Origin of the sequence: Arthrobacter horti (assembly GCF_030731045.1) — a bacterium.
In the GTDB taxonomy this organism is placed as follows: domain Bacteria; phylum Actinomycetota; class Actinomycetes; order Actinomycetales; family Micrococcaceae; genus Arthrobacter_E; species Arthrobacter_E nanjingensis.
The window spans coordinates 174,908-197,923 of sequence record NZ_JAVALS010000006.1 but is presented as its reverse complement, the minus strand read 5'-3'; the positions used below and the strand labels follow the sequence as shown (position 1 = coordinate 197,923).

Genomic DNA, 23,016 nt, shown 5'->3' with positions numbered 1-23,016 from the left:
TTCCTCGTCACAGCCCTGCGCTCACCCATCGAAAGCTCCACACCATCAGGCGTACCCGCAGCCGGAGATTCCTACATGAGGCAACGACCACCAGCACGCGGAGGTTTCCCATGAGTCAACGCGACCTCTTCCACCGCCGTCCCCCGCGGGGTTATGCTCCAAAGCGGGGGCTTTACACTTGCAGTTTCATCCGGCGTTCGCTCTGGTCAGACCATGTGACTTAAGGAGTCCGTGAGCCCATGAAACGTACCTTCCTGAGCGCTTCGGCCTCGCTCCTGCTGCTGGCGGGGAGCCTGGTGGCCGCAGCGGCTCCCAGTTCGGCCGATCCGGGCAAAGGTCTGGCCCTCGGACACGCCGTCCACGTGTGCGCCGCAGCCCCTGCAGGGCAGGCGTCCTGCGACGCGCTCAAGGCCACGGACCGTTCCGGGCGTCCGGTCGCCGCCAGTCAGCCGCCATCCACGGCGCTGACGCCGGCGAATCTGCAGGACGCCTACAAGCTCACCGGCCTGCTCTCTGGCGGCCGCACCGTCGCGATCGTCGACGCGTACGGCTACCCCAATCTGGAGCGTGACCTGGCCGTCTTCCGCACTCAGTTCAAGCTGGGCGACTGCACCACGGCGAGTGGCTGTCTGAAGATCGTGAATCAGACCGGGGGAAGCTCCCTGCCGCGCTTCAACGTGGGCTGGGCACAGGAGCAGGCGCTCGACGTCGACGCCGTGTCCTCCGCATGCCCGGACTGCAAGATCGTGGTGGTCCAGGCGAAGTCGGCGTCCTTCTCCGATCTGGGCACCGCCGTGCAGACCGCGGCGAAGGTCCCCGGGGTGGTGGCGATCTCCAACAGCTACGGCGGGGGAGACGCCTCCGACGCCACGTACGGCAAGTACTACAACTTCCCCGGTATCGCCGTGACGGCCAGCGCCGGTGACAACGGCTACAAGGGTGCTTCCTACCCGGCCTCCTCCAGCTACGTCACGGCAGTGGGCGGCACCTCGCTGAGCACGGCGTCCAACAGCCGAGGCTGGAGTGAAACGGTGTGGAGCGGCACCGGGTCGGGCTGCTCCACGTACAACGCGGCGCTCCCGGCGGCCTCCGGCGCCGGCACCGGCTGCACCAAACGGGCCATGAACGATGTGGCGGCGGCTTCGGATCCGAACACGGGCGGTCTGGCGGTCTACTATCCGACCAACGGCTCCAACTCCACCTGGGGCCAGTTCGGCGGCACGAGTGAAGCCTCGCCGATCATCGCCTCCGTCTACGCCCTGAGCGGCAACACGGGTTCCGCCGCGTCCGGCGTCTACGCCAACAGCATCCCGTACGGCAACTCCGGCGCCCTGTTCGATGTGACCGGCGGCAGCAACGGCAGCTGCCCCACGAGCGTCTGGTGCACCGCCGGCGCGGGCTGGGACGGCCCCACGGGCCTCGGCACCCCGAACGGAGTGTCCGGCTTCTGAGCAAACCCTGCTGGGGGGTGGCGAAAAGGGAATCCCCCGGGACCGGTGACAGCACCGGACCCGGGGGATTCTCGCGTCCCGGTCCTGGACTCAGATGGTCCGCGGGGCCTTCGCCAGATTGGCCTGCAGTTCCTGCTTGTTCTGCCGCGCCACGTAGGCCGGGCGGTCGCGTTCGACCCGCCAGCTCTCGGACAGCGGCCCGATGTTCACCGTGTCGAAACCGAACTCGTCGTACAGGCGGGTCACCAGGGCGGCGGCCTCGGGGAAGTCGCTCGCCGTGGCCAGGGCACGGCGGTCCTCCGTTCCGGCCGGAGTCCCGTCCGTGGTGATCTGGGCGGCGGCGATGTGGTTGAACCCCTTGGCCACCTTCGCCCCGCTCAGGTGCTCCTGAAGGAGGCCGGATGTGGTGGCCTCACCGCGGTCGAGGGCCTCGATGTGACCGTCGCGCTCCCAGTAGTAGTTGACGGTGTCGATCACCACTTTGCCGTCCAGGGGCGCCGCGGGCACCGTCCGATAGGCCTTCAAAGGGATGGTGACGACGGCGAAGTCGGCCGCCCCGGCGGCCTCCGCCGGTGTCGCCGCACGCGCCCGCGGCCCCAGCTCCCGCACCAGCTCCGCGAGGCTCTCCGGCCCCCGCGAGTTGCTGATGACGACGTCGTATCCCAGCTCCACCGCCTTGCGGGCGAGCTGGCTGCCGATGTTCCCTGCCCCGATGATTCCGATGGTCTCAGTCATGTCCGGGGAACCACCCCGGACGGGCCTTCATTCCGGTGTTGAGAACTGTGACGGTGCCCCGCCGACGCGGACGGCCGCCGTCGTGCCCTCACACAGGAGAGCACGACGGCGGCCGTCGCGGTCAGCGCTTCAGCGCTGAGTGACCAGTGGGCCGATCAGCCCGGCAGCGGAGCGCCGGTGAGCTTGATCTGACGGTTCTGGTCTTTGTAGAGCAGGTAGCGGAACTGGCCGGGGCCGGACGCGTAGCAGGCCTGCGGGCAGAAGGCGCGCAGCCACATGTAGTCGCCGGCCTCCACCTCGACCCAGTCCTTGTTGAGCAGGTACATGGCCTTGCCCTCCAGGACGTACAGACCGTGCTCCATGACGTGGGTCTCCGGGAAGGGGATGACGCCGCCCGGCTGGAAGGTCACGATGTTGACCTGCATGTCGTGGGCCAGGTCGTCCGAGGGGACGAAGCGCTGGGTCTTCCAGACACCGTCGGTGTCCGGCATCGCGGTGCCTTCCACGTCCTTCTCGTTCGTGACGAAGGAGGTGGCCTGGTAGCCTTCCAGGCGGTCGTACGCCTTGCGGATCCAGTGGAAGGTTGCGATGTCGTCGGAGGAGTTGTCCACGCCCCACTCGTCACCGGCGGCGAGGTAGGCGTAGCCGCCCTCTTCCATGACGTGCTTCTCGCCCTTGAGGGTGAGGTTCAGCGTGCCCTTGACCACGAAGATGACACCTTCGACGCCGGACTCGAACTCGGCCTTCGGAGCGCCGCCGCCCGCACCCACCTCGACGATGAGCTGGGAGAAGGTGGTGGCGAAACCGGAGATCGGACGGGCGATGATCCACGAACGGGTGTTCGTGAAGCCCGGCAGGAGGCTGGTGACGATGTCCGTCAGCACACCCTTGGGGATGACCGTGTAGGCCTCGGTGACGATCGCACGCTCGGTGGTGAGGTGGGTCTGCGGCGGCAGCCCACCGGTGGGGTAATACAGATTGCCCATTGAAGGCTCCTTGGGGATCAGTGGGAAGTGGTGGCGAGCCGCGGGTGCGCGAGCACCGTCAGCTCAGGAAGGGCGACGCCGGTCAGGGCCAGGACCTCGTCCTCGCCCACGGCGCCGCACTGGACGCCGCGGAGCACGAAGTTGGCCAGGGCCCGGGCGGTGGCGGGCTCGTCCATGACGCCCGCGTCCGTTTGGGAGAAGTAGTTCTTCAGACGCGTGGTGGCCGCGGCCAGACCCTCGCGGTAGAAGGCGTAGCTGGCGGCGAAACGGCTCGGAAGCTGGTGCGCGTGCAGGTCCCAGCCCTGGTAGTAACCGCGCTCCAGGGAGCGGCGGACCAGACGGCTGTGCAGCTTCCAGGCGTTCTCCACGTTCTCACCCACGGGGATGATGTTGGTGGAGCCGTCGGAGAGGCGGATGCCGGTGCCGGCTACCGCGAGCTGCATGATCTCCTTGGCCACATCGGCCACCGGGTGCTCCATGGACTGGTACTCCGCGGCGATCTGCAGGCTGGCCGAGTAGTCGTAGGTGCCGTAGTGCAGGCTGCTGATGCGGCCCGGGACCACGTGCGGCAGCTGCGCCACCGGGTGGGTGCCCTCGTGGCCGAGGATCAGCTGCGGCGTCTCCACCTGGACCTCGAAGCGCAGACGCCCGGCCGGCAGGCCGTGGATCTCCTCGAGGCGGGACACCACGTGGTCCATGGCCGTGACCTGGTCCACGGTGGTCACCTTCGGCAGGGTCAGGACCAGGCCGTCGGGCAGACCGCCCTGATCCACCAGGGTGGAGACGAACAGGTCCAGCGTCTTCAGGCCGCGAGCGCGGGTGGGCGCCTCGAAGCACTTGAAGCGGATGCCGATGAACGGGGGAGCCGTGCCGGCCTCCACCGCCTGGTGGACAGCCTTGGCGGCCGCCACGACGTCGGCGTCCTCCGCCTCGTCGCCACGGTTGCCGTAGCCGTCCTCGAAGTCCAGTCGAAGGTCCTCGATCGGCTCGCTCGCCAGCTTGGCGGCGACGCGCGGTGCCACCGCGGCGTTCAGCTCCTCGGACTGACCCAGCAGGGCGCCCAGGGCCTCGAAGCCGCCGTGCTGCGCCACGACGTCGTTGGCCGCCTGGCCCCACTCCGCCGCGAAGTCCGGCGTGAAGCGGTCGGCCGGGACGTAGACCGTGTGGATCGGCTGACGGCTGCCGTCATCGCCCGGGTAGTTGCGGTCCAGGAGCGCGTCGGTCGCCGCGAGGCGGCCTTCGACGTCGGCCAGATCGGCAGCGGTGAGGGAGACGCCCGCCATCAGTCGACCAGCTCGTAGGCCGGGGTGGTGAGGAAGTCGGTGAACTCCTCGTTCAGGCACAGGTCCTCGATGAGCTTGGAAGCCGGGGCGTAGAACTTCAGGAAGGCGTCCTCGCCGACCTCGCCGCGCAGCTTCTCGGTCTCTTCGGCCAGGATGGTGCTGACCAGCTCGCGGGTGACGGTGTTGCCGGTGTCGGCCAGCACGGAGCCGGCGTTGACCTGCTGCCACACCTGGGAGCGGGAGATCTCCGCGGTGGCGGCGTCCTCCATGAGGTTGTGGATGGCCACGGCGCCGTTGCCGGAGATCCACACGGCGGTGTAGGCCACGGCCACGTAGAGGTTCAGGCGCAGGCCGGCCTCGGTGACCTCGCCGTTGGCGGCGGCCACGTCCAGGAGCTGGTCAGCGGTGACCTCGACCTCGGGGCGCTGCTTGTCCAGCTGGTTCGGCTTCTCGCCCAGGAACTTGTCGAAGACCTCGACGCAGACCGGGACCAGGTCCGGGTGAGCCACCCAGGAGCCGTCGAAGCCGTCGGTGGCCTCGCGGGTCTTGTCGTTGCGGACCTTCTCGAAGGCGGCGGCGGTGACTTCCGGCTCGCGGCGGTTCGGGATGACGGCGGCCATGCCGCCCATGGCGAAGGCGCCGCGCTTGTGGCAGGTCTTCACGAGCAGCTCGGTGTAGGCGCGCAGGAACGGCGCGGTCATGACCACGGAGGCGCGGTCCGGGAAGAGGAACTTCTCACCGGCGTCGCGGAAGTACTTGACGATGCTGAACATGTAGTCCCAGCGGCCGGCGTTCAGACCGGAGGCGTGCTCGCGCAGCTCGAAGAGGATCTCCTCCATCTCGAACGCGGCGGGGATGGTTTCGATCAGCATGGTGGCACGGATGGTGCCGTGCGGGATGCCGACGTACTCCTGGGCGAAGGTGAAGACGTCGTTCCAGAGGCGGGCCTCCAGGTGGCTCTCCATCTTCGGGAGGTAGTAGTACGGGCCGTGACCGTTCTCGATCAGGAGCTTGGCCACGTGGAAGAAGTGCAGGCCGAAGTCGACGAAGGCGCCGACGGCTTCGCGGCCGTCCACGACCACGTGCTTCTCATTCATGTGCCAGCCACGCGGGCGGGTCACGACGACGGCGAGCGGTGCGTCGGTGCGCAGGCGGTACTCCTTGCCCTCCGGGGAGGTGTAGGAGAGGGTGCCGCGGGCGCCGTCGCGCAGGTTCAGGATGGCGTCGACGACGTTGTGCCACGTGGGGGTGCTGGCGTCCTCAAGGTCGGCGAGCCAGACCTTGGCGCCGGAGTTCAGGGCGTTGATGGCCATCTTGGCCGGCGAGGCCGGACCGGTCATCTCAACACGGCGGTCCTGCAGTGCAGCGGGGGCTTCCGCGACCTTCCAGTCGCCGGAGCGGACCTCTGCGGTCTCCGGCAGGAAGTCCAGGGTGCCGGTCTGTGCGACCTGGTCGCGCTTGGCGACACGGGCGCCCAGCAGCTCATCGCGGCGCGCGGCGAACTTCTGGTGCAGTGCCTCGACGAAGGCGAGGGCTTCCGGGGTGAGGATCTCCTCGGCGCGCTCCACCGGCTGGGGGTTGGTGACGGTGATGGTCATGTGCTGTCCTTACTTCTCCAAGGTGCCGTCCGGCCCCGCGGGGCCGGACGGCGAATGCTGGATTTCCCAGCCGGTCAGAGGGCTGCCACTGCCTCAGCAGCGGCCTTGGCGTTTGCGGCGGCGATCACGGCGTTCGCGACGTCCTTGGTCACCTGCAGATCGAAGATGCTCGGGATGATGTAGCTCGCGTTCAGTTCATCATCCTGCACCCGGTTGGCGATAGCCTCAGCGGCGGCCACCAGCATCTGCGGCGTGATGTCGCTGACCCCGGCGTCCAGGAGACCGCGGAACAGGCCCGGGAAGGCCAGCACGTTGTTGATCTGGTTCGGGAAGTCGCTGCGGCCCGTGGCCACGACGGCGGCGTGCTTGGAGGCGATAGCCGGGTCCACCTCGGGGGTGGGGTTGGCCATGGCGAACACGATGGAGTCCTTGGCCATGGAAGCCACGTGCTCCTCGGCCAGGATGTTCGGAGCGGAGACGCCGATGAAGACGTCCGCGCCCACCAGGGCCTCGTGCAGGCTGCCGGAGAAGCCCTCTTCGTTGGTGTTCTCCGCGATCCAGGTGCGGTGGTGGTCGTTGTAGGTCTCACCGTTGTGGATGGCGCCGGAGCGGCCGGCGGCCACGATGTGCTGAGCACCCTGGGCCTTGAGCAGCTGGATGATGGCGGAGCCGGCGGCGCCGACACCGGAGACGACGATCTTGACGTCGGCGATCTTCTTGCCCACCACGCGCAGGGCGTTGGTCAGGGCGGCCAGGGTCACGATCGCGGTGCCGTGCTGGTCATCGTGGAAGACCGGGATGTCCAGCTCCTCGCGCAGACGGGCCTCGATCTCGAAGCAGCGGGGAGCCGCGATGTCCTCGAGGTTCACGCCGCCGAAGACGGGTGCCAGGAGCTTGACGGTGCGGATGATCTCCTCGGTGTCCTGGGTGTCCAGGCAGACCGGCCAGGCGTCCACGTTGGCGAACTGCTTGAAGAGGGCGGCCTTGCCTTCCATGACCGGGAGGGCGGCGGCGGGGCCGATGTTGCCCAGGCCCAGCACGGCGGAGCCGTCGGTCACGACGGCGACGGTGTTGCGCTTCACGGTCAGGTTGCGGGCCGCGGAGGGATCCTCGGCGATGGCCATGCAGACGCGGGCGACGCCGGGGGTGTAGGCGCGGGACAGGTCGTCACGGTTGCGCAGCGGAACCTTCGGGACCACCTCGAGCTTGCCGCCCAGGTGCATCAGGAAGGTGCGGTCGGAGACGTGCAGGACCTTGACGCCGTCCAGGGCGTTCAGGGCGGCCTCGACGCGCTTGGCGTGCTCGTCATCCGTGGTGTTGCAGGTGACGTCCACGACGATGGTGTTGTGGTGGGACTCCGCCACGTCCAGCGCGGTCACGGCAGCGCCGGCGTTGCCGACGGCAGCGGCCAGCTCGCTCGTTGCGGTGAAGCTCGAGGGGGCCTCGACGCGCAGGGTGATGGAATTTCCGGGGCTGGGATTCGCCATTGAATTCTCCTCCAGGGTAGGACCCGCGGAGCCTCTGCTACCCGCGAGATGTTTTCGTATTATGGATATTATTCTCTACAAAGTGGAAAGACAAGACCAAAAAGGTCTTGCTTCCAGACCGTTTCTAACTGTTGTATGTACCTAGACGGTCCGGCAACTTTCCGCTATGCGGATAAGATTTACCGTTAGAACCGTGCCTCTACTACGCAACGACGCGGGAAGGAGTTGAGATGGCGGAGAAGCCCTCAGGCGGCGTCCAGTCCGTGGAACGTGTCTTTGAACTGCTGGAACTCATCACTGACGCTGGTGGAGACGTGACGCTCAGTGAGCTCTCGTCCTCCACGGATCTGCCCCTGCCCACCATCCACCGGCTCCTGCGCACCCTCGTGTCCCTGGGCTACATCCGCCAGCTCCCCAGCCGGCGGTACGCACTGGGTCCCCGACTGATCCGCCTGGGTGAGGCGGCCTCGATGCAGCTGGGCGCCGTCGCGCGCCCGCAGCTGAAGTCCCTGGTGGAGCGGCTGGGCGAGACGGCCAATATGGCTGTCCTGGACACGGACATGATCGTGTACGTGGCCCAGGTGCCCTCGCCGCACGCCATGCGCATGTTCACCGAGGTGGGCCGCCGTGCGCACATGCACGACACCGGCGTCGGCAAGGCCATTCTGGCGCAGCTCGACGACGACACGGTCCGCAACATCGTCCTGCGTGCCGGCATGCCGACACCGACCGCCAAGAGCCTCGGCACCGTGGACGCCCTGCTGGCGGACCTCGCGGCGATCCGCGAGCGTGGCTACTCGATCGACGAGGAGGAGCAGGAGCTCGGAGTGCGCTGCTTCGCCATGGCCGTGCCGAACGCTCCCACCCCGTGTGCCATCTCCGTCACGGGCCCCACCACCCGCGTGGACCAGGCGTTCTCCGAGCGTGCCCTCCCGATGCTCCGCGACGCCGCCCAGGCCCTGTCCCTGGAGTTCAACCGGGTCTGACCCCCGCTCCACCCCCCACGCGAAGTAGCAGCTGACGCCCCTAAGACCGAGTTTTAGGGGCGTCAGCTGCTACTTCGCGTGGCAGAGGCGCAGGAATCTGTGGATAACCCGTCGCGAGTGGTTGCGGGCTGATCAGAATGAGGCATGCCACGTCACCCCACACCGCTTCCGGACCCGCTCCTTGAGACGTCGTTCTCGCTGATCCGCTCGGATCAACTGGACGTTTCACGCAAGAGGACACTCGGCCGTGACCTCATGGCGCCGTCCCGAGGACTTCGTCTTCCCACCGGGCCTGATCTGCCCGCCTCGGCACTGCTGCGCGGCTACTCCGAGCTGGACGAGCGCTTGGTGCTGGTGGACTACAGCGCCGCGGAGATCTGGAACGCACCTCTTCCTCTGTGGCCGCCGCGCGACGGGGAGGTACGGCTGGCGCGTCCCCGCGGCGACAGTAAGCCACGGCGGAAGCAGGTTGGCGGGCGCAAGCTGAGCTTCGCCGCGGGTGAAGTGCTGATGCACGACGGCGTCCGGGTCACCTCGCCGGCGCGGACTTTTCTCGACTTGGCAGAGTTCCTCCAACTGGAAGACCTGGTGGCCGCCGGGGACCACCTGGTCAACGCGCATGACGAGCACCACCCGCGTCCTCGTCAAGCGCTGTGTACGGTTGCGGAGCTGAGGAGAACGGTCGTGGCGCATCCGGGGAAACGCGGAGTCAGGACGGCCAGGCTGGCGCTTGACCTGGTGCGGGTCGGGGCAGACTCGGCGCAGGAGACTTTCCTCCGCCTGACCCTGGCGGAGCACGGGCTGCCCGATCCCGTGCTCAACCACTCCCTCTCTCTGCCGTGGCGGGGGCGCTGTGTGTGGCCGGATGTCGCTTACCCGGACTGGAAGCTTTCGCTGCAGTATGACGGCGCCGTTCACGACGGCCAATCCCAGTACGTCCGCGACTTCGAGCGGCAGCGGCTGACCGAGGAAGCCGGATGGACGGAGGTGCGGATCGGCAAAGGCGACCTGAAGGGCAGGCGGCCCTTCGCCGTCGTCCGCGTCCGTGAGGCGCTGGCGAAGGCTGGGTGGCCCGGTTCCGGAACCCGAGAGAACAGCTGACGCCCCTAAGACTGGATCTTAGGGGCGTCAGCTGTTACTTGGCGAGTGATGTGGGGAGGTATGGGGCCCTAGTGGGCGCTGTCCTGCTCGATCGGGACTTCCTTGCCGTCGCTGTCGATCAGCTTGCCGTTCTCGAATCGGTCGCCTTCACGCAGGACACGGATCTCCTGCGTGGTGAGGACCCGGTCCGTTCCGGCCACGAACACCGAGGAGTCCTTGGCGTTGCCGGCCTTCAGGTGGTTGAAGAGCACGTTCAGCAGGATGGCCATGATGGCCGCGGAGCTGATGCCGGAGTGGAAGATGGTGATGAACCAGGCCGGGAACTTGTCGTAGATGTTCGGGCTGACGACGGGCAGGAGACCGAAGCCGAGGGAGGAGGCCACCACGATCAGGTTCATGTTGCCCTTGTAGCTCACGGCGGACAGGGTGCGGATGCCGGAGGCGGCCACGGTGGCGAACAGGATCACACCAGCACCACCGAGGACGGGCATCGGCACGGCCTGGACCACACGGCCGACCACGGGGAACAGGCCGAGGAGGATCAGGATGCCACCGCCGGCGGTCACCACGAAGCGGCTCTTGATGCCGGTGATGGCCACCAGGCCGACGTTCTGAGCGAAGGCACTCTGGGTGAAGGAGCCGAACACCGGAGCGACGGCGCTGGAGATCATGTCGGCGCGCAGGCCGTTGGCGACGCGGTGACGGTCCACCTTGGTGCCCACGATCTCACCGACGGCGATGATGTCGGCGCTGGTCTCGGTCAGGGTCACCAGGATCACGATGAACATGGAGATGATCGACGCGATGTTGAAGGTCGGCGGACCGAAGGCGAAGGGGGTCGGCAGGGCGAAGATGGCCCCGGTGCCCACCTTGGAGAAGTCGGCCTGGCCGGTGAAGAGGGCGATCACGGTGCCGATGACCATGGCCAGCAGGATGGACAGGCGGGAGACGGTGCCGCTGCCGACCTTGGACAGGACCAGGGCGATCACGAAGGTCACCGCGGCCAGGCCCAGGTTGGCCACGCTGCCGTAGTTCGGAGCCTTGGCGTTGCCGCCCATGACCCAGTTGGCGGCCACCGGCAGAAGGGTCAGACCGATGGTGGTGATGACGGTGCCGGTCACCACGGGCGGGAAGAACCGCAGGATCTGCGAGAACAACGGTGCGATGACCAGGCCGATGATTGACGCGACGATCACCGAACCGAACACGGCCGGGAGGCCGCCACCCTGGGAGACGATGGCACTCATGGTGGCCACGCCGGCGAACGACACGCCCTGCACCAGCGGCAGCTGCGAGCCGAAGAACTTGACGCCGAGGGTCTGCAGCAGGGTCGCCACACCACCCATGAAGAGACAGCTGGCGATCAGCACGCCGATCTGGTCCGGCTTCAGGCCCGCGGCCTGGCCGATCACCAGCGGCGGGGCGATGATGCCGCCGTACATGGTGAGGACGTGCTGCAGGCCGTACGCGATGGTCGAGCCGATCGGAAGACGTTCGTCCTCGGGCCGGGTGGTGGTCGGTTTGACGGTTGTTGCGCTCATTTCAGACTTCCTGTCTGCCTAATGATGTGGTGATGGGCCGCGGCATTGCGGCGGGGACGGCCGACGTCGGCGGGAAGCCGGGGGCCGAAGAAAGGGGACCGTGCGGGGGCGCCATTGCCGGGCGCACGGTGGACTCAGGGTACGGCGAGGTGCGGTACGGGGCAGCGTTGCTGCGGGAGGGTGCGAGGATGCGGTGAGTGAAGGGGTTCACCCGGGCTGCGCCGGCCGCCGCAGCGGTGCAGAGCAGGCACTTCTGGGCGCCTGACGCGCAGCCCGGGTGAGATCAGTGGGTCAGCAGAAGCCGACGATGCCGTCCCAGGAGTTGCCCGGGTCGGAGATGGTTTCGCGCTCGAAGTTGGCCTCGATCAGGCCGTACGGACGGTCCGCGGCGAAGAAGACCTCGCCCGGGTTGTCCAGACCGAAGGGGGTCAGGTCGACCACGAAGTGGTGCTTGTTCGGGGTGGAGAAGCGCAGCTCGTCGATCTCGGGGTGAGCGTTGAAGACCTTCTGAGCCATCTGGAAGAGGGTCTGCTGCAGCGCGTAGGAGTACTCCTCGGAGAAGCCTTCCAGGAGGAGGGCCTTCACGTCGGCGTAGACGGCGTTGAAGTCGATCGAACCGTTGGCGACGGCCTCGTTGTTGTAGCGCCAGCGGGCGGAGACCTCGGTGGCCAGGATACGGTCCGTGGTCTCCTGCAGGGTGGTGTACTTGTCCTTCGGGTAACCCACGAAGCCGGACTGGGTGGACTTGAGGACCGTGAGGTCGTTCAGGCCGGAGATGACGTAGATGTTGTCGCCATCCTTGGTGACCACGGAGTTGCGGACTTCCTGGCCCTTGCGGACGAAGGAGTGGTTGTGCTCCTCACCGTTGGCGATGATGCGCTCCCAGGCGTACTGCTCGGCTTCCCAACGGCCACCCGTGATCCACTCGAACTCGCCGGTGAAGTGGTTGGCGAGGCGGATGAGGAACTCTTCGGGGGAGCCGATGCCATCACGGGCGAAGGCGAAGACGGTGTTCTTCTGGGTGTCGGTGGGGACCACGTGGGCGTTGTCGCCATCGATGTGGGCCGCGGTGAGGTCGCCGCGGAGCTGGGAAGTGACGTTGAGGTCTTCGATCTCGTGACGGTCGGTGTCGCGGGTGATCTTGACGACGCGGTTCTCGGCCTTGCCGTACTGGTTCTTGCCGAGGACGATGTTGCTGCTGCTCATGGTCTTCTCAACTTTCCTGGTGGACTTCACTGTCCACCGAGTAGTGTCGTGCGCCGCGAGGCGCCTGTTGTGGCGGACCCCGGCTACAAAAAAAGAGCCGACATCCGTGAATGCCAGCTCATTACGACCCTGCCTGCTGCTCTCAGGTGATTCGTGATCTGCATCACGAACTGCATCCATCCTGGCACGCTTCCGCCGTGTTGTAAATCACTTTTTTTGAGTAGTTCAAAAAAACTTTTTGTGACAGTCTGCTCTCGCAAGCTCCGCCGGCGCCGAGGGTTCGCCCCGTTGGGGGTCTTGACGGCCCGGCCCGACCCTCCCTAAACTTTTCGTAGAACAAAAAAGTTCTTCCGTAATGCGAAAACATCAAGGTTCAGCGAGCGGAATGTCAGCTACGGATCGTCCGCCCGACGGCGGACTCCCTGGGCGAGAAGGTAAGGAGAAGATCAATGCAGGATCGCAGCAGCACCACGCGGATTCATGAACTGGCGGCACAGGCACGCACGCAGGAGGTCTACCTGCCTCTCGGTGGGACGGATCCCGATTTCTGCCTGCCGGCGTACCGCCGGGCCCGTGAGGCCGAGGCGGAGAAGAACCGCGGCAACCGCTGGGTGAAGGGCCTCCCCTTCTTCCGCAAGCCCGCCGCCGGTTCCTGAGGAAACGACGACGACGGCGGCATCGGCCGCCGTCGTGAAGACGGTGAAGAGCCCCCGCGCCAGAGTCGGCGCGGGGGCTCTTCGTCGCCTCGGCTCAGGCCATGACGATGCGGCGCGCAGCCGCACTGTGGCGGCGCACCAGATCTTCCAGGTCCAGGCCCGGGATCTCCCCGTCCACCACGCGCCAGGCGCCACCGACCATGACGCGGTCCGCGCGGTCCGCACCGCACAGCAGCAGCGCGGCCAGCGGGTCGTGGCTGCCGGAGAAGCGCAGGCCGTCCAGGCGGAAGAACGCCAGGTCCGCCTGCTTGCCCACCTCGAGGGATCCGAGGTGGGCGTCGCGGCCCAGCACCCGGGCGGAGCCGCGGGTGGCCCAGCCGAGCGCACGCTCCACGGGGATGTCCGCGCCGTAGCGCAGCCGCTGCAGGTACAGCGCCTGGCGGGCCTCCTGGATCATGTTGGATGCGTCGTTGCTCGCGGAACCGTCCACGCCGAGCCCCACCGGGGCGCCGGCGTCCTCGAGCTCCACCACTCGGGCGATGCCGGACGCCAGGCGCATGTTCGACGTCGGGCAGTGCGCGACGCCGGTGCCCGCGGCACCCAGCCGGGCCACCTCGGCGTCGTCGAAGTGGATGCCGTGGCCGAGCCAGCTCTGCGGGCCGAGCCAGCCGACGCTCTCCAGGTAGTCGACCGTGCGCAGGCCGAACATCTCGCGGCAGAAGTCCTCCTCGTCCAGGGTCTCGGCCAGGTGCGTGTGCAGGCGGACCCCGTGCCTGGCCGCGAGTTCCGCGCTCTGTGCCATGATCTCCCGGGTCACGGAGAAGGGGGAACAGGGAGCCAAGGCGATGTGGACATCCGCGTCCGGTGCGGTGGAGTGGTACTTCGCGATGAGCCGCTCCGAGTCGGCCAGGATGGTGTCCGCGTCCTGCACCACGCTCTGCGGCGGCAGACCGCCGTCCTCCTCGCCCAGCGTCATGGAGCCGCGGGTCAGGGTGGCGCGCATGCCGAGGCGGCGCACGGCGCCCACCTCGATGTCGATGGCGTCATCCAGGCCGGCGGGGAAGACGTAGTGGTGATCCGCCGCCGTCGTGCATCCGGAGAGCAGCAGCTCAGCGAGTGCCGCCGTGACCGCGAGGTCCAGGCTCTCCGGGGTCAGGCGCGCCCAGACCGGGTACAGGTTCTGCAGCCAGGGGAACAGCTTGGCGTTCGCGGCAGGGCCCCAGGCGCGTGTGAGCGTCTGGTAGAAGTGGTGGTGCGTGTTGATCAGACCCGGTGTGACGACGTGCGCGGAGGCGTCGAAGGTCTCATCCACGGGGGCGGCGGGGCTCTGGCCCGCGCTCAGCAGTTCGGCGATCACCCCGTCCTGAACCACCAGTCCGCCGGAGACGTCCTGCGTGTCCGCGGAGGCGGTGTAGAGGGCGAGGGGGTTCTTGATCCAGATGCGGCTCATGGCCAGCGTCCTTTCCATGGGAAACGGTAAGCCAGCTCAGTTATCGCCCTGTCTGCTGATCCAGGTGTGGCCAGCGTAGGGCCGGCGGGGGTGGGAGGTCAACGACGACGGCGGGTGCCCGGGGGACGCGCCGGGAATTTTCGGGACATCGCCGCAGATCAGCGCCACTATTCCGTTAGGCGGAAAACTAATTTCGAAAAAACTGTGGCGCTGCTCACATCCGCTTGCTACATTTGTTGGTGCCAAAGGCGGGCACCCCGGATCACGGGACGCTATCTACCAGGCGTACTTACAATCCTTCACAGCACTACGTTGGATACAGGTCGACTGGTCTCCCCGCCTTCAGGGGTTCTTTGCGGTCTGTTCCAGCCCACGCAAGGGAGTCTCTGCAATGAGCACCACCGCCACGCACGAACTGGCCGCAGCCGTCCAGTTGGCAACCAACAATGTCCTGAACCTCGGGGGACCTTTCGGCGCCCTGGTCGTCACCGCCGACGGCCACCGCTTCGAAGGCGTCAATCGCGTCACCGCGAACAACGACCCCACCGCCCACGCCGAAGTCACGGCGATCCGCACCGCCTGTGCGGCCCTGGGCACCTTTGATCTGAGCGGCGCCACGCTGTACACCAGCTGCGAGCCGTGCCCCATGTGCCTCGCCTCCGCACTCTGGGCCCGCGTCTCCCGCGTGGTCTTCGCCGCGGACCGCCATGACGCGGCCTCAGCCGGATTCGACGACGCCGTCTTCTACGACTACTTCGACAAGCCGGAGACGCGGGACCTCATGCCCGTGGTCCGCGAAGAACTGGCCGCCGACGGCCCCCACCGGATGGACCCGTTCTCCACCTGGAACACGCTCGACTCCCGGATCGATTACTGAGGCGGGTGCCACCATGTCCATCACCTCAACCCAGACTGATTCAACCCAGACCGGTATTCAAGGCGGGACGTCCCTGAACGAGCCCCAGGGCGGGAAGGACGCCGGCCCAGGCGGCCTGTCCCCTCTGGACCGCTTCTTCGAAATCACCCGGCGCGGCTCCACGGTGGCCCGTGAGATCCGCGGCGGTGTGGTCACCTTCTTCACGATGGCCTACATCGTGGTCCTCAACCCCCTCATCCTGGGCGGCTTCTCCGCCGACCGCGCGCCACGCGACGTCGTGGGCGGCTGGCTGCCGGCCCTCCAGGTGGGTGCGGTCACCGGCCTCACCGCCGGCATCCTGACCATCATCTTCGGCCTGGTGGCGCGCCTGCCGTTCGGCCTCGCCGCAGGCCTGGGCATCAACTCCTTCCTGGCCGTCTCCGTGATCCACGAGGTCAGCTGGCCCGAGGCCATGGGCCTGGTGGTCATCAACGGCGTCCTGATCGTGCTCTTCGGGATCACCGGCGCCCGGACGGCCATCTTCAAGGCCGTGCCCAAGGAGCTCAAGGCCGCCATCACCGTGGGCATCGGCCTGTTCATCGCCTTCATCGGCTTCGTGGACTCCGGCTTCGTCACCCGCACCCAGGGCGGCCCGCCGGTCCAGCTCGGCACGGACGGCTCCATCGCCACCATCCCCACCCTGATCTTCATCATCGGCCTGCTGCTCATGGGCATCATGGTGGCCCGCAAGGTCCAGGGCGGTCTGCTCATCGGCATCGTCGCCACCACCATTCTGGCCGTGGTCGCCGAGCAGGTCTTCCACATCGGAGCCTCCAGCCCCACCAACCCCGGCGGCTGGCACCTGAACACCCCCGTCATCTCGGGGCAGCTCGTCTCCCTGCCGGACCTGTCCCTGGTGGGCAAGGTGGACCTCTTCGGATCCTTCAGCCGGATCGGCGGCCTGGCCGCCATCATGCTGGTCTTCACCCTGGTGTTCACCAACTTCTTCGACGCCATGGGCGCCATGACCGGCCTGGCCAAGAGCGCGGACCTGTCCTACAAGGACGGAACCTTCCCCCGCCTGAAGAGCGCCTTCATCATCGAGGGCTTCGGTGCGGTGCTGGGCGGCGTGAACAGCGGATCGTCCAACACGGTGTACATCGACTCGGCCGCCGGCATCGGTGAGGGCGCCCGCACGGGCCTGGCCTCCGTGGTCACCGGCGCCCTGTTCATCGGGTCCATGTTCCTGACGCCCCTGACCTCCGTGGTCCCGCTCGAGGTCGCTTCCGGCGCACTCGTGGTGGTCGGCGCCCTCATGATGGCCCAGATCCGGGAGATCCGGATGGACAAGTTCTCCGTGGCACTGCCCGCGTTCCTGACGATCGTGACCATGCCGCTGACCTACTCCATCGCCAACGGCATCGGCGCCGGGTTCATCTCCTGGTCCGTCATCGCCACGGCGTCCGGCAAGGCCAAGAAGGTCCACTGGCTCATGTGGGTGGTGACCGCGGGCTTCCTGGTCTACTTCGCCCGCGGGCCCATCAACGCCCTCATGGGCGCCTGATCGACGGAACGACGGAAAGGAAGGAGGAGCGCGGTGCTGGAACTCGGCAGACACCTCGGCGCCTGGGCACCCGCCCTGGCCGGTGAGGAACTGGTGGTGGCCACCATCGTGGCCGCGAGCGGTTCCACACCGCGCCCCACCGGAACCTCCATGCTGGTCGCCGCGGGCGGCCAGATCCTCGGCAGCCTCTCCGGAGGCTGCGTGGAGGGCGCCGTCGTCGCCGCGGCCCAGGACGTCCTGGCCTGCGGCGGCGTCCGGCGTGAACGCTTCGGCTACAGCGCCGAGGACGCGTTCGCCGTCGGGCTCAGCTGCGGCGGCGAGCTGGAAGTGCACCTCAGCCGCCTGGACGCCCAGGCGCGGGAGGCGCTTGAGTCGGCGCCCGTCGCACTCGTGCGCCGCTTGGACGGGAACGACGACGACGCCGTCGCCACCCTCGCGGTCTCCGCGCCGTCCGTGGTGCGCACCCTGCCCCGGGTTGCCTGGGTGACGCTGCTCGGCCTGGGTGCCGAGGCCTCGCTCGTGCAGGACGAGGTCCTGGAGAGGGCCTTCGCCTCGGTGGAGGCCCTCATCCGGCAGGGCGTGTCCGGCCTGGTCCGGGTGGCGCCGCCGCTCGGCTGCCACGGCACCGACGCCCAGCCCGTGGAGCTCTTCGTGGAGAGCCGCCTCCCGGCGCCGCGCGCCGTCGTCGTGGGCGCCAACGACTTCTCCGAGGCGCTGATCCCGGCCCTGAAACTCCTGGGGTATGACGTCACGCTCTGTGACGCGCGGCAGAGCTTCGCGGCGCAGGAGCGTTTCGCCGCGGCGGACGCCGTGGAGCGCTCCTGGCCGCACCGCTACCTGGCGGAGCAGGCCGCACAGGGACTTCTGGACGAGCGCAGCATTCTGTGCGTCCTGTCCCACGACCCCAAATTCGATGTGCCGCTCCTGACGGAGGGGCTCCGCCTGGACCTCGCTTACGTAGGGGCGCTCGGTTCCCGGCGGAGCGACCGGCACCGGCGTGCCGCCCTGTTGGAGCAGGGGCTGGAACCCGGTCTGCTGGACCGGCTCCACTCGCCGATCGGCCTGGACCTGGGGGCCGTGACCCCGGGCGAAGTGGCCGTGTCCATCGCCGCCGAGCTCGTGGCGGTGATCCGGCGTGGCCCGGTGGACGGAGCGTTCCCGTCCGGGATCTCCTTGTCCCGCGGTGCGGGGCCCATCCACCACTGACTTCACACCGACGAACAACAGCATTGACGAGAGCCGGTTCCCCGGGGTGCGATGAGGCACAGGGAACCGGCGCAGCACCTTGAGGAGGATGCCATGGACATGAACACCATCGAGCAGGTGGTGGCCACCGACGACCCCGCGCAGTGGCGCGACGGGGACGCCTGGCTGGCAGGCGGCACGGTCCTCTACTCGTACGGCAGCAGCACGCTCAAGCGCCTGCTCAGCCTGCATGAGGCCGGCTGGGAGCCCGTGACTGCAAGCGAAGACGGACTGGACCTCGCCGCCACCTGCACCGTGGCCCGCGTCTACGCGCTCCCGGAGGAGCTGGGCGGCACGTCTCCTGAGGGGGTCGCGTGGCCGGGGCTGTCCCTGTTTCGCGCCTGCGCCGACTCCTTCGTGGCGTCCTTCAAGATCTGGAACATGTCCACCCTGGGCGGCAACATCTGCACCTCCCTGCCCGCCGGGCCCATGATCTCCCTGGCCGCCGGACTCGACGGCGTGGCCCTGATCCTGTCCCCGGACGGTTCCTCCCGCCGGGTCCCCGTGGCCGATTTCGTCACGGGCGAGATGGAGAATGTCTTGGCCCCCGGTGAGCTGCTGCGCAGCGTGTTCCTTCCGGCGGCCGCGCTCCGGGCACGCGTGGCCTTCCGGCGCCTGTCCCTGAGCAAGCTCGGCCGCTCCGGCGTGCTCCTGATCGGACGGCTGGATGAGGATGGGACGTTCGTCCTGACCGTCACGGCCTCCACCAAGCGGCCGGTGCAGCTGCGGTCCGCCGGCCTGCCCGACGCCGCGGCACTCGCCGTCGCCGTCAAGGAGGCGGTCCCGGACACGCTCTGGCACGACGACATCCACGGCCTCCGCGCCTGGCGCCGCGACATGACTCACCGCCTGGCCCGCGAGATCCTGGCCGAGCTGGGCGGCGAGCCGCTCACGGATGGCGACGGCGACGTCGTCGTCTCCGGGGACTTCTGGCCCCCCGCGCCGCTCTCCGCACCCGCCACCCTCGCTGAAACAGTGGATTTCCCATCAGACAGTGGTTTAAACCCACTGTTTCAGCGGAAAAACACTGTTTCAGCGGAGGGGCAGGGCACGGAGAGGGCGGGTGCCATCATCATCAACGGCGCCCCGGCCACCGTGGAGCCCCGCGCCGGGCAGTGCCTGCGGACCTTCCTGCGGGAGCAGGGCAACACCGGGGTGAAGAAGGGCTGCGACGGCGGTGACTGCGGCGCCTGCACCGTCCACGTGGACGGAAAGCCCGTGCACTCCTGCATCTACCCCGCCGCCGTCGCCGGTGGGCATGAGGTCACCACCATCGAAGGGCTGGCCGCCACCTGCTCGCACGGGGACGACGACGACGCCGCACCGGCCGCCGCGGACGCCCTCCACCCGATGCAGCGGCAGTTCCTTCAGACTCAGGGCTTCCAGTGCGGCTTCTGCACGGCCGGCATGATCATGACAGCGGCCACTTTCAGCGAGGAGCAGAAGGAGAACCTGCCCCGGAACCTCAAGGGCAACCTCTGCCGCTGCACGGGCTACCGGGCCATCGCGGACTCGATCGCCGGGGACTCCCTGAGCGAGGAGGCCCGGCGGGACAACGAAGGCCGCAGCGGCGGCATGGGGGACAACGTCCCGGCCCCGGCCGGCCCCGGCGTGGTGACAGGGCAGGTCAAGTACACGCTGGACGTGGATCCGGAGGACTTCCCGGGCCTGCTCCACATGAAGCTGCTGCGCTCGCCGCACGCTCATGCGCGCGTCCTGTCGATCGACACCGCGGCGGCCCTGGCCGTGCCCGGTGTGGTGCGCGTCTTCACCTCGGAGGACGTCCCGGACCTGTACTACTCCACGGCCCAGCACGAACTGGTGGAGGACGACCCGGACGATATGCGGATGCTGGACACCGTGGTGCGGTTCATCGGGCAGCGGGTGGCCGCCGTGGTCGCCGATTCCGTCCAGGCCGCCGAGGCCGGCGTCCGCGCGCTCGCCGTCGAGTATGAGGTGCTGCCCGCCGTCTTCACGCCGGAGGAGGCCATTCTGCCCGGCGCTCCTCTGGTGCACGGTGAGAAAGACGGCGAAGTGGCCCGGATCTCGCGTCCGGCGGAGAACGTCCTGGCCGAGCTGCACTCCGAACTGGGCGACGTGGAATCGGCCTTCGCCGCCGCCGACTTCGTCCACGAGAAGGAGTACCGCACCCACCGCGTGCAGCACGTGGCCCTGGAGACCCACTGCTCCATCGCGTGGGTGGAGGACGGAGTGCTCACGGTCCGTTCGTCCACGCAGGTGCCGTTCCTGTCGCAGCGCACCCTGGCGCGCGTCTTCGACCGCCCCCGCGACTCCGTCCGCGTCTTCACCGGCCGCGTGGGTGGCGGGTTCGGCGGCAAGCAGGAGGTCATCACCGAAGACCTGGCCTCGCTCGCCGCCCTGGAACTCGGCGTCCCCGTCCAGCTCGAATTCACCCGGACCGAGCAGTTCACCGCCACCACCACGCGCCACCCCTTCCACATGAAAGTCAAGGCCGCCGCGACGAAGGACGGCACCCTGACGGCCCTGCAGCTGGACGTCCTGACCAACACGGGCGCCTACGGCAACCACGGCCCGGGCGTCATGTTCCACGGCTGCGGGGAGTCCGTGGCCGTCTACAACTGCGCCAACAAGAAACTGGACGCCCGCGCCGTCTACACGCACACCGTCCCCGCCGGTGCGTTCCGTGGCTACGGTCTGAGCCAGATGATCTTCGCGGTGGAATCCGCCATGGACGAGGTGGCGCACGGCATCGGCATGGACCCCTGGGAGTTCCGCCGCAGGAACATGGTCCGCAAGGGAGACCCCATGCTCTCCTCCCACAGCGAGCCGGAGGAGGATGTGCTGTACGGCAGCTACGGCCTGGACCAGTGCATCGAACTGGCCGAGGACGCGCTGCGCCGCGGCGCCGAGCGGGAGGCCTCCTTCGGCGAGACGCTCGGCGATGACTGGCTGGTGGGGGAGGGCAGCGCGCTCTCCATGATCGACACGGTCCCGCCGCGCGGCCACTTCTCCCACAGCCGCGTCTCGCTGACGGACGCCGGCCGCTACCTGGTGGAGTTCGGCACCGCCGAGTTCGGCAACGGCACCACCACGGTGCACACCCAGCTGGCTGCCGAGGCCCTCGGCACCAGCACCACCGCCGTCGACTTCCGGCAGTCGGACACGGCCATCGTCGGCCATGACACGGGTGCCTTCGGATCCACCGGCACCGTGGTGGCCGGCAAGGCCACCCTGATCGCGGCCACCGCGCTCGCCGAGCGGCTGCGCGGACTGGGCGCGGAGCTGCTGGGCGCCCCGGTGACGGACTGCACCCTGGGGCCCGACGGCGTGACTCACCACAGCGGGACGGTGAGCCTTGAGGCGCTGCACACGGCCGCCGTCGAGCGCGGGATCTCCCTGGTGTCCGACGGCGAGTGGGGTGGCACGCCGCGCTCCGTGGCGTTCAATGTGCACGGCTTCCGGGTGGCCGTGAGCCGGGTGACGGGCGAGATCCGCATCCTGCAGAGCGTCCAGGCCGCCGACGCCGGCAAGGTGGTCAACCCTCGCCAGTGCCGCGGCCAGGTGGAGGGCGGCATCGCCCAGGCGCTCGGCGCGGCGCTGTACGAGGCCGTGCGGATCGACCAGACCGGCAAGGTGTTCACGGACATCCTGCGCCAGTACCACATCCCCACGTTCGCGGACACGCCCCGCAGCGAGGTCTACTTCGCTCAGACGGCTGACGCCACGGGTCCGCTGGGTGCCAAGTCCATGAGTGAGAGCCCCTTCAACCCGGTGGCGCCGGCGCTGGCGAACGCGCTCCGGAACGCCACAGGGCTGCGGTTCAGCACGCTGCCGCTGACGCAGGACTCGGTGTACCTGGCGCTCAAGGATGCGGGACTGGCGATCGCCTGAGCGACGGTCCGGGACTGAGAGAAGAGCGCCGCCGGGTGAAGCCCGGTGGCGCTTTTCGGCGTCCGGAGGGCCCGTGGGGAAAAACAGGTCACGCGACGAAATATCCTCTGGTCAGGTCTTCATACATCTGCATAGAATAAGTCCGTGATGCGGCCCACAGTGCTGTGCGTCACCGTCCAGGAGGACGCCTCGGACCCACAAGGTCAATGGATCAGGCTCAACGCACAGCGGAGGTGATCTCTGTGACCGAACCACGCAAACCGAGCGGCATGAAGTCCATCGCGCGACGGACCCTGGTCGAGGAGGCCACGGAGCAGCTCCTGGCCCAGATCACGGCGGGCACCTGGCAGATCGGGGACCGTCTCCCCACCGCGATCGAACTCGCCGATGAACTGGGCGTCAGCCGCTCACCCATCCGCGAGGCGACCCGTGCGCTGGTGCACGCAGGACTCCTCGAATCCCGGCAGGGTGACGGCACCTACGTCATCGCGGTCAACGAAGCGAGTGGCGTCCTCGCCCGGCGCGGCCAGCAGGCCAACGGACAGGAGGTCATCGACGTCCGCAAGGGACTCGACGTGGCGGCCGCCCGGGCGGCGGCGCTGGCCAGGACCACGGAGGACCTCGACGAACTGGAGGACATCCTCGCCCGGCGACGGGTCGCAGCGGCCCAGGCCGCCGAAGAGGAATTCGTCTCCCTGGACCTCGACTTCCACCTCGGCGTCGCCAAAGCCGCGCACAACGGCATCCTGCACGACATCTACTACGGACTGCTCGGAGCCATCCGCACCAGCATGGAGGTCCGTACCTACCTGGGACCGGACCACCTGGCCCACGATCACGAGGACCTCCTCGACGCCATCCGGGACCGGGATCCGGGCCTCGCGGCCACCATCGCCACCGGGATCATCAACGAACAAGACGAACTCGTCCGCAAACACCCTTCCTGAGCCGGGCCGCCGGGCCCAGCCGTCCGTCAGCACTCCCAGCCATCCTGCGAG

The 23,016-nt window shown here is 68.2% G+C and carries 17 protein-coding genes and 1 pseudogene; 10 read left to right on the top strand and 8 right to left on the bottom strand.

The window, feature by feature from the left end; all coding sequences use genetic code 11:
• Positions 1 to 239 precede the first annotated feature (239 nt).
• Entirely contained in the window at positions 240 to 1,451 is a 1,212-nt protein-coding gene (locus Q9R02_RS10865) for a S53 family peptidase (protein WP_305996705.1), read from the top strand.
• A 90-nt stretch (positions 1,452 to 1,541) separates the two neighbouring features.
• On the opposite strand, the gene Q9R02_RS10860 is transcribed toward Q9R02_RS10865, so the two are convergent.
• The 5 genes from Q9R02_RS10860 to Q9R02_RS10840 all read right to left on the bottom strand — a co-directional run bounded on the left by Q9R02_RS10860 (position 1,542) and on the right by Q9R02_RS10840 (position 7,540).
• Positions 1,542 to 2,186, bottom strand: coding sequence for an NADPH-dependent F420 reductase (locus Q9R02_RS10860; protein WP_305996704.1), 645 nt, complete (start codon positions 2,184 to 2,186; stop codon positions 1,542 to 1,544).
• 155 nt (positions 2,187 to 2,341) lie between these two features.
• Positions 2,342 to 3,172, bottom strand: coding sequence for a bifunctional allantoicase/(S)-ureidoglycine aminohydrolase (locus Q9R02_RS10855; RefSeq protein WP_305996703.1), 831 nt, complete (start codon positions 3,170 to 3,172; stop codon positions 2,342 to 2,344).
• A gap of 17 nt (positions 3,173 to 3,189) precedes the next feature.
• Positions 3,190 to 4,455 (bottom strand): DUF6986 family protein, encoded by a 1,266-nt coding sequence (locus Q9R02_RS10850; protein ID WP_305996702.1) that lies wholly within the window; start codon positions 4,453 to 4,455, stop codon positions 3,190 to 3,192.
• Positions 4,455 to 6,053, bottom strand: a complete 1,599-nt coding sequence (aceB, locus tag Q9R02_RS10845) for a malate synthase A (RefSeq protein WP_305996701.1) — start codon at positions 6,051 to 6,053, stop codon at positions 4,455 to 4,457. Before aceB ends, Q9R02_RS10850 begins: the two co-directional genes overlap by 1 nt.
• 74 nt (positions 6,054 to 6,127) lie before the next feature.
• Complete coding sequence (locus Q9R02_RS10840) at positions 6,128 to 7,540, bottom strand: NAD-dependent malic enzyme (RefSeq protein WP_305996700.1); 1,413 nt, start codon at positions 7,538 to 7,540, stop codon at positions 6,128 to 6,130.
• A 230-nt stretch (positions 7,541 to 7,770) separates the two neighbouring features.
• Between Q9R02_RS10840 and Q9R02_RS10835 the strand changes: the two genes are divergently transcribed.
• Entirely contained in the window at positions 7,771 to 8,526 is a 756-nt protein-coding gene (locus tag Q9R02_RS10835) for an IclR family transcriptional regulator (RefSeq protein ID WP_305996699.1), read from the top strand.
• A 144-nt stretch (positions 8,527 to 8,670) separates the two neighbouring features.
• Positions 8,671 to 9,627 carry a type IV toxin-antitoxin system AbiEi family antitoxin gene (locus Q9R02_RS10830; RefSeq protein WP_305996698.1) on the top strand — a complete coding sequence of 319 codons (957 nt, stop codon included), beginning with the start codon at positions 8,671 to 8,673 and terminating at the stop codon, positions 9,625 to 9,627.
• A gap of 68 nt (positions 9,628 to 9,695) precedes the next feature.
• Here Q9R02_RS10830 and Q9R02_RS10825 read toward each other — a convergent pair whose 3' ends face one another.
• Together Q9R02_RS10825 and pucL are read right to left on the bottom strand one after the other, a co-directional pair.
• A complete protein-coding gene (locus Q9R02_RS10825) occupies positions 9,696 to 11,168 on the bottom strand; it encodes a nucleobase:cation symporter-2 family protein (RefSeq protein WP_305996697.1) in 1,473 nt (490 codons plus the stop codon).
• Positions 11,169 to 11,459: 291 nt separating this feature from the next.
• Positions 11,460 to 12,374 carry a factor-independent urate hydroxylase gene (gene pucL, locus Q9R02_RS10820; protein ID WP_305996696.1) on the bottom strand — a complete coding sequence of 305 codons (915 nt, stop codon included), beginning with the start codon at positions 12,372 to 12,374 and terminating at the stop codon, positions 11,460 to 11,462.
• Positions 12,375 to 12,823: 449 nt separating this feature from the next.
• Between pucL and Q9R02_RS10815 the strand changes: the two genes are divergently transcribed.
• Positions 12,824 to 13,030, top strand: coding sequence for a hypothetical protein (locus Q9R02_RS10815; RefSeq protein ID WP_305996695.1), 207 nt, complete (start codon positions 12,824 to 12,826; stop codon positions 13,028 to 13,030).
• A gap of 94 nt (positions 13,031 to 13,124) precedes the next feature.
• Here the strand turns inward: Q9R02_RS10815 and Q9R02_RS10810 are convergent, their stop codons facing one another.
• Entirely contained in the window at positions 13,125 to 14,480 is a 1,356-nt protein-coding gene (locus tag Q9R02_RS10810) for an 8-oxoguanine deaminase (RefSeq protein WP_305996694.1), read from the bottom strand.
• Positions 14,481 to 14,871: 391 nt separating this feature from the next.
• On the opposite strand from Q9R02_RS10810, the gene Q9R02_RS10805 reads away from it, so the two are divergent.
• The 6 genes and pseudogenes from Q9R02_RS10805 (at position 14,872) to Q9R02_RS10780 (ending at position 22,965) form a co-directional block, all read left to right on the top strand.
• Positions 14,872 to 15,357, top strand: a complete 486-nt coding sequence (locus Q9R02_RS10805) for a nucleoside deaminase (protein ID WP_305996693.1) — start codon at positions 14,872 to 14,874, stop codon at positions 15,355 to 15,357.
• 13 nt (positions 15,358 to 15,370) lie between these two features.
• The gene (locus Q9R02_RS10800) at positions 15,371 to 16,900 is read left to right on the top strand and encodes an NCS2 family permease (RefSeq protein WP_305996692.1); all 1,530 of its coding nucleotides are present in this window, start codon (positions 15,371 to 15,373) and stop codon (positions 16,898 to 16,900) included.
• A gap of 33 nt (positions 16,901 to 16,933) precedes the next feature.
• Positions 16,934 to 18,106 (top strand): XdhC family protein, encoded by a 1,173-nt coding sequence (locus tag Q9R02_RS10795; protein WP_305996691.1) that lies wholly within the window; start codon positions 16,934 to 16,936, stop codon positions 18,104 to 18,106.
• Between the two features lie 51 nt (positions 18,107 to 18,157).
• A pseudogene (locus Q9R02_RS16560) lies at positions 18,158 to 18,715 on the top strand (FAD binding domain-containing protein); the annotation flags it as partial.
• Positions 18,716 to 19,153: 438 nt separating this feature from the next.
• Positions 19,154 to 22,018: a molybdopterin-dependent oxidoreductase gene (locus Q9R02_RS10785; RefSeq protein WP_425279261.1), complete on the top strand. Its 2,865-nt coding sequence runs from the start codon at positions 19,154 to 19,156 to the stop codon at positions 22,016 to 22,018.
• A 242-nt stretch (positions 22,019 to 22,260) separates the two neighbouring features.
• The gene (locus Q9R02_RS10780) at positions 22,261 to 22,965 is read left to right on the top strand and encodes a FadR/GntR family transcriptional regulator (RefSeq protein WP_305996690.1); all 705 of its coding nucleotides are present in this window, start codon (positions 22,261 to 22,263) and stop codon (positions 22,963 to 22,965) included.
• Positions 22,966 to 23,016: the final 51 nt, after the last annotated feature.